This is a genomic window from Roseibium aggregatum, assembly GCF_014692675.1.
Taxonomy (GTDB): Bacteria; Pseudomonadota; Alphaproteobacteria; order Rhizobiales; family Stappiaceae; genus Roseibium; species Roseibium aggregatum_C.
Map to the genome: position 1 here is coordinate 52,073 of NZ_JABFCZ010000001.1, position 6,143 is coordinate 58,215.

Here is a 6,143-nt window from a genome sequence, read left to right on the forward strand (position 1 = left end):
TTTCGATAATGCGATTAAAGCAGGAAACGTATCGAGCAACATGCGACCGCAGTAGCGGACCTCGATGTGTGGGATCGCGTCTTTTGGGGAAAAGCCATGAGTCTTGTCGTCTGGAACCGTCTGCGTCTGCTTGAACTTTCGCGTCCGGCACTCCTTCTGATAACCGGACTGGCGTTTGCCGCCTTGCCGGTTTCAGATAACACCGCTGCGATTGCCGGCACCGCGGAGTTGCCGCCATTCACCACGGCCGATGTGCCGCCGGCGCCGGATTACGACAAAGACTCCAGCTGGCTGGCAAGGCCGGACGATCCCGACAAATATGCCGTCGACATCATCTGGATCTATCCGACCGTCCTCTACGATAATTCCGCCTGGCTGATGGACATCACCCGCAAGGACCTCATCGCTGGTGCGGAGGAAACCGTGGAGACCGAAGCCCACGCCTTTTCGGGGCTCGCCAATCTTTATGCGCCGTTCTACCGGCAGATGAACCTTTCCGGCTTCAACCTGCCCGACGAACAGCGGGACGCGATCGTCGCCTATGGCGAGGAAGATGTCCGAAGGGCGCTGAAATATTATCTGGACCACTACAACAAGGGACGCCCGTTCATCGTCGCCGCCCACAGCCAGGGCTCTTATGTGCTGACCCAGCTGGCCCTGGACCACTGGGGCAAGATCGGCCACGAGGACCGCATGATCGCCGCCTATGCAATCGGCTGGTCGATCACGGACGAAGACCTGAAGACCAATCCGAAGATCACCATCTGTGCCGAGGCGCATCAGACCGGCTGTTTCATCAGCTACAATTCCGTCGCCGCCGGGCACCAGAAAGACGCTCCGATGATCCTGCCCGGAGCCATCGTCGTCAATCCGCTGACCTGGACGCGGGACGACGCCCTGGCACCGGCCAGCCTCAATCGCGGCTCGACCTTCTTCAACAAGGACGACACCTCAAAGACCCTGCCCCATTTCACATCGGCTCAAATTGCCGACGGCGGACTGGTGGTCACGCCGAAGGATCCGAGCCTGGTCGAGAGCCCGTTTTTCCCGGCCGGGGTCTATCACAGTTATGACTATTCGCTGTTCTTCGAGAACATCCGGGCCAACGCCGCACAGCGGATCGAGGCCTATCTGACCAAGCCCCGCTAGGCTCGAAAACCCGCAGCATCCGGGCGGATAAAGGTGCGTAAGTCCGCCCCGTGATGCAAACCCGTGGCTTTCCGTATCAATTTTGTTAACATTTCACCCTCGGAGCCTGGAATCAGCGGGGGTTGCGGCAAATGAGCGGATCTGTTGTCACGATTGCATCCCTGAAGGGCGGCAGCGGCAAGACCACCTTGGCCTGCTGCCTTGCGGTCCATTGGCACCTCAAGGGCTACAAGCCGTTGCTGATCGACGCCGACCCGCAAAAGTCCGTCATGAGGCTTGCCGACCGCGATCAGGCGCTCGGCGGCGTGGAACTCCTCGAGCAGGCGGATCCGAATGTCTGGAACACCATCAAGCAGCAAAGCGGCGCACACGGTGTGACCGTGGTCGACACGCCGGGGTTCGACAGTGACATCACGGTGGCAGCCCTAGCGGTTGCCGACCTGGTGCTAATCCCGGTCAAGGCTTCCCCTCTCGATGTCGACCGCATGATGGACACGGTCAAGACGCTGATGAGCGGCGTGAAGGGCTGGGCGCCGACCTTCCGCTGCGTGCTGACCCAGACCATTCGCGGCAGCGTGATTTCCCGCCACGTGCGTGCGGAACTTGAAGAAGGCGGCTTTCCCCTGCTTGCCAATGACATGCCGAACCGTGTTGCCTATGCGGAGGCCGGATTGTTCGGGGCAACGCCGAGCATGACCATGCCCGATAGCCCCGCTTCGCAGGATATTTCCGCAATCGCCACGGAAGCCGAAGCCCTGCTTGCCACCAAAAAGGCGCTCACCGCATGAGCAAGCGACTGCCGAGAACATCCAACAGAACCCTTGACGATCTTCGCAAGGCGGCGAGCCAGGCTCTGGAGGCCGAACAGCCGAAACGGCGGCCCAGCGCCCGGCGGGTCGATCCGGCGCCATCGGAAGCCCCTTCCGGGTCCGCGCCTGCGTCCGATACGGCCGCGAAACCGGAGAAGAAGCCCGAGCCGGCCGCCTCGACGCCACCGAAACAGGAACCGGCCGGATCCCCTCTCATGGTTCAAAGTTCAATCCCGAGCAAATCCTCCTTCCGCGAAGCCACGGGGCGGCTGATCATCGAACGGCATGCCAATTTCGCAGCCCTTGCCGGACTGGTGCCCATGCCCTTTGTCGATCTGGCTGCCATCGCTGTGATCGCCGAACGCATGCTGCGCAAACTGACCCGCCTCTATGGCCGCTCCCTGTCTGAGGACCAGGGCAAACGGCTGGCGCTGGCGATGCTGACCGGTCTGGCGGCGCCGGGCCTGGCAAGCATCACGACGACGGCGGTGCTCAGGATGGCGCCGGGCTCGCAAATTCTGAACATGGCGATCACGTCCGCCTCAGCCGTGATCTTCATCCGCGTGATCGGCGATGTTTACCTGACACGCCTGCAAGCCGGCATCGATGGCGCGGAAGCCGTTCCGGCCTGAGGGTTTCGGCACGGAATAGTCCGCGGAAGACCTGCCTTTTCATTGAAATACGGAACGCTTCAACGGCCGGGCCCAGTTCTTTGTCCGAGGCGGAAATACTTGGCATTCCAGTAAAAAATGATGTTTCGCCGCCGCTAACCCTTTTCATTTACCATTTGAAATAGTACCGTCCTTCCTGAGCTATGTGCCGTTGAGGAATTTAGGCCACCCTCAATCCGACCGGACACCCATCGTGGGGTCCTCAGGAAACCCAGGAGATTTTCGATGGCAACCAGGACTACCGCAAGCAAGGCGGATGAGCCGACGGAACCGGAAACGGAAGCTGCAGGCGTCGAGGAAGATGCGGAATTCGATGTCACCCGTGATCTCACGGCTGACAATCTCATCAAGGACTACGTGATCGCGTCGGTCGCAGCCAGCATCGTGCCGGTCGCGTTCTTCGACATTGCCGCGGTCGTGGCAATCCAGCTGCGGATGATCCAGAAGCTGTCGCAGCTTTACGGCAAGCCGTTCTCCGAACGCCTCGGCCGCAAGGTGATTTATGCGCTCGCCGGCGGCGTGCTCGGCTTCGGCGCAGGCTATGTGGTTGCCGCAAGCGCGACGAAGATGATCCCGGGCATCGGCTGGATGGTCGGAATGGTCTCGCTTCCGGTGGTGGCTGGCGCCTCCACGTTTGCGGTCGGCCGGTCGATCGTCGCGCATTACGAAGACGGCGGCACGCTGATGGACTTCAACGCCGGCAAGATGCGGGCGTTCTACAAGGAACAGTTCGAAAAGGGCAAGGAACTGGCCCGCAAGGTCAAGGACAAGGCCAAGTCGGAAGCCGAAACCGTCGCGGAAGAAGTGACGTCCTGATCACGGCCGCTGCCCTGAACGCCGCCTGCTGAAAAAGCCGGCGGCCATTCAATCAAAAACAAATACCGCCTCGCACATGCGCAGGCGGTATTTTTATTTCCGGAACTCGGCCAACGCCGTCAGCGTTGGCACCTCAGGGGCGGGTCCTCCGGCGCGGCGGGCGGCGCCAGCGGTCGGCTGCGAGCAGCACGATGATCCCGACCAGCGGGCTGAACAGAAACGCGACCAGAAAGTTTCCCGCAAAGCCGAACCGGGTATCCCGGCCGAGCATTCCGATTATCCAGCTTGCAACCACCCAGATCAGGAATATCCAAGGGTTCACGAATAGGGTCATTGGCCAGTCTTCTCCTGTACCGGAGGGCTTGGGTCGGGGGGCGAATTCATGTCGTCAGTCGCGTTCGGCTGATCGTCACTGCCAACATTATCCCAACTTGCCGGGATCTCATAGGTGCCGACCGTGCGGAATTCCTCGCCGTCATGGCGGACGATAAAGATCTCGGTGTCGGTGATGAGGCCGTTGCGGTCGAAGGCGATCGGCCCGGTCACCCCGACAAAGGGGTTCTTGTAGCGGGCAACCTTCATCGTATCGGACCGTTTTTGCGGATCCAGTGTCCCGGCACGCTCGGTCGCATCGCGCATGAGCGTCACCGCATCATATCCAAGCGCCGCATCGAGATCCGGCACGTGCTGATAGGTTTCCCGAAAGTCCCCGACGAACTTGAGGGCGCGTTCGGAAAGGGCGTCGCGATCATAAAGCGACACTCCGGTCACGCCCCTCATGTCCTTCTTGCCCACATCCTTTTCGATGGAGGCGGAAAACATGTACTCCATTCCCAGGATCGGGCCGTCCAGCCCGAGATAGCGTGCCCGCTTGATAAATTCGACCGTCTCGGGAATGGACGAGGAAACAACGAAAAATGCGTCGAAGTCCGTTCGCTTGAAGAGACTGTTGTCGAGAATGAACATCAGCAGCTGGTCCATCGACTTGGTACCGCTCGACAGATAGCCGCGATACACCAGATCGGCACCGTTGCTGGTGACGGCGGCGGAAAAGAAACTCGCGCATTCCTTGCCGTAGTCCGACTTGTCCGACAGGACGATGAACCGCTTCATGCCCTGCCTCAGGGCATAATTGGCCATCATCTGCGCATTGGAGGAATTATCCGGCTGCAAGGCGAAGACGGTTTGGAAACCGTGGTTGGTCAGGGATTGGGCCGTCGCATGGGTCGCCACATAGACAATATCGTTGCGTCCGTAGATGGAACTTGCCGTCACCGCGGTATCAGACCACTCGTGGCCGATGACCCCAAGCAGGTTTTTCGTGTCAGCCACCTTTCCCGAAAGCTTGAGGGTCTTGGCCACGGTCGTTTCCAGAGCCGTTTCTTCGGTAAAGCCCGATTCCGGCACGAGTTCCAGTTTCACCTCCCGGCCCAGTACCCCGCCATGTGCATTGACCTCGGAAATTGCCATCCGGGCCCCGTTGATGAAGGTGCTTTCGGTGACATCCTTCGAATAGACGGCAACAAGTCTCAGGCTGTCGTCCTTCTCCGGTCCGAAAAGGGCCGAAATGCTTCCGGCCAGACCCGAGACGATCGTGCTTCTGCCGCTCACCTCGGAGACGGTGAACACCACCAGACCGCAGGCGAGCAGGAGCAGTCCGGCAATCAAGCCTTTCCGCCATGGGCGCCGTTTCGCTTCGTCTTCCGGAATAATCGGTTCTTCCCCGGCCATCGCGCTATCTGTCGCTTCCAAGGATCAGCGGCAATCCGTCCTTGCCGGACCCGATGACGACGGTCTTCGAATTGGGCGACGTGGCCAGATCCTTCGTCGCCTGGACACCCTGCCAGCGCAGCAGATCCTCCGTCAGGCTCTGCTTGATGATGTCCTGGTACTTCCGGATGCCCTCGGCCTCGATCTTCTTGCGCTCCGCCTCCTTGTGCTCGATGCCGATGCGGTACTTGTAGGCCTTTTCCTCTTCCGACAGGGTGAGCTTGCGCTCCACGGCCAGCCGGACCGCCGGCGGCAGTTCGACGCTCCTGACGAGCACGTCGTCAACGATCACGTAGCGATCCTCGACATTGGTCAGGCTGCTGACGACGATGGATTCCAGAAAGCCGCGCTTGCTCGTATAGACCTGTTCGGGCGTGTACTGGCCGACCGCGCGACGCAGAACGGCTTCGGTTTCGGGAAAGACGACCTTGTCCAGGTATTCCGGGCCGACGGTCACATGAAGCAGCGGCAGAAGCCGGAGATCCGGCCGGTAGCGGACCGCGATCTGCAAATCGATCGGCAGGCCGCCCTGGGTCAGCATGGTGTAGTTGCGTTCCTTGGTCTGCAGCCGGACATTGTAGATATACATCCGGTTCCACGGCCAGATGACATGCAGCCCTTCGCCGTAGATCCGGTTCATCTCCGTGCCCGAAACCCAGCGGTAGAGGACGCCCGCCTCGCCGGAATGAACGGTGATGACGATCCGGTTCCAGAGCAGCGCCAGACCGACGCCAATGCCGATAAGAAAAATCAGGAAATAGAGCTGAAGGCGACGCCGGCGTTCGCTTTTAAGCACCTCTTCGTAGTCGTCGAAATCGTCCTCATAAGCCATTCGGCCGACTCACCTCTTCAGATCCGGAGCGAACCCGGACTATACGGCGGGACATGCCCGCATTCCAGTACGTAACCCGCTTTGCCCAAATCGATT

The 6,143-nt window shown here is 60.2% G+C and carries 7 protein-coding genes; 4 read left to right on the plus strand and 3 right to left on the minus strand.

Annotated features, from left to right (window positions below; genetic code table 11):
• Positions 1-96 precede the first annotated feature (96 nt).
• From HK439_RS00200 to HK439_RS00215, 4 genes are all read left to right on the plus strand, one after another.
• Positions 97-1,149 carry a DUF3089 domain-containing protein gene (locus HK439_RS00200; RefSeq protein WP_190289349.1) on the plus strand — a complete coding sequence of 351 codons (1,053 nt, stop codon included), beginning with the start codon at positions 97-99 and terminating at the stop codon, positions 1,147-1,149.
• Between the two features lie 131 nt (positions 1,150-1,280).
• Complete coding sequence (locus tag HK439_RS00205) at positions 1,281-1,937, plus strand: ParA family protein (RefSeq protein WP_190289350.1); 657 nt, start codon at positions 1,281-1,283, stop codon at positions 1,935-1,937.
• Positions 1,934-2,590 (plus strand): YcjF family protein, encoded by a 657-nt coding sequence (locus HK439_RS00210; RefSeq protein ID WP_190289351.1) that lies wholly within the window; start codon positions 1,934-1,936, stop codon positions 2,588-2,590. Before HK439_RS00205 ends, HK439_RS00210 begins: the two co-directional genes overlap by 4 nt.
• 264 nt (positions 2,591-2,854) lie before the next feature.
• Entirely contained in the window at positions 2,855-3,445 is a 591-nt protein-coding gene (locus tag HK439_RS00215) for a YcjF family protein (protein WP_190289352.1), read from the plus strand.
• Between the two features lie 133 nt (positions 3,446-3,578).
• On the opposite strand, the gene HK439_RS00220 is transcribed toward HK439_RS00215, so the two are convergent.
• From HK439_RS00220 to HK439_RS00230, 3 genes are read right to left on the minus strand one after another with little or no spacing between them, the layout of a single operon-like run.
• A complete protein-coding gene (locus tag HK439_RS00220) occupies positions 3,579-3,779 on the minus strand; it encodes a hypothetical protein (RefSeq protein WP_190289353.1) in 201 nt (66 codons plus the stop codon).
• Positions 3,776-5,176, minus strand: coding sequence for an ABC transporter substrate-binding protein (locus HK439_RS00225; protein WP_190289354.1), 1,401 nt, complete (start codon positions 5,174-5,176; stop codon positions 3,776-3,778). Before HK439_RS00225 ends, HK439_RS00220 begins: the two co-directional genes overlap by 4 nt.
• Before the next feature lie 4 nt (positions 5,177-5,180).
• Complete coding sequence (locus HK439_RS00230) at positions 5,181-6,047, minus strand: prohibitin family protein (RefSeq protein ID WP_190289355.1); 867 nt, start codon at positions 6,045-6,047, stop codon at positions 5,181-5,183.
• Between the last annotated feature and the right edge of the window lie 96 nt (positions 6,048-6,143).

Bases quoted from the DNA above. Each gene is read 5' to 3' on its own strand.
- HK439_RS00200 (WP_190289349.1), top strand. From the start codon at position 97: ATGAGTCTTGTCGTCTGGAACCGTCTGCGTCTGCTTGAACTTTCGCGT.
- HK439_RS00205 (WP_190289350.1), top strand. From the start codon at position 1,281: ATGAGCGGATCTGTTGTCACGATTGCATCCCTGAAGGGCGGCAGCGGC.
- HK439_RS00210 (WP_190289351.1), top strand. From the start codon at position 1,934: ATGAGCAAGCGACTGCCGAGAACATCCAACAGAACCCTTGACGATCTT.
- HK439_RS00215 (WP_190289352.1), top strand. From the start codon at position 2,855: ATGGCAACCAGGACTACCGCAAGCAAGGCGGATGAGCCGACGGAACCG.
- HK439_RS00220 (WP_190289353.1), bottom strand. From the start codon at position 3,779: ATGACCCTATTCGTGAACCCTTGGATATTCCTGATCTGGGTGGTTGCA.
- HK439_RS00225 (WP_190289354.1), bottom strand. From the start codon at position 5,176: ATGGCCGGGGAAGAACCGATTATTCCGGAAGACGAAGCGAAACGGCGC.
- HK439_RS00230 (WP_190289355.1), bottom strand. From the start codon at position 6,047: ATGGCTTATGAGGACGATTTCGACGACTACGAAGAGGTGCTTAAAAGC.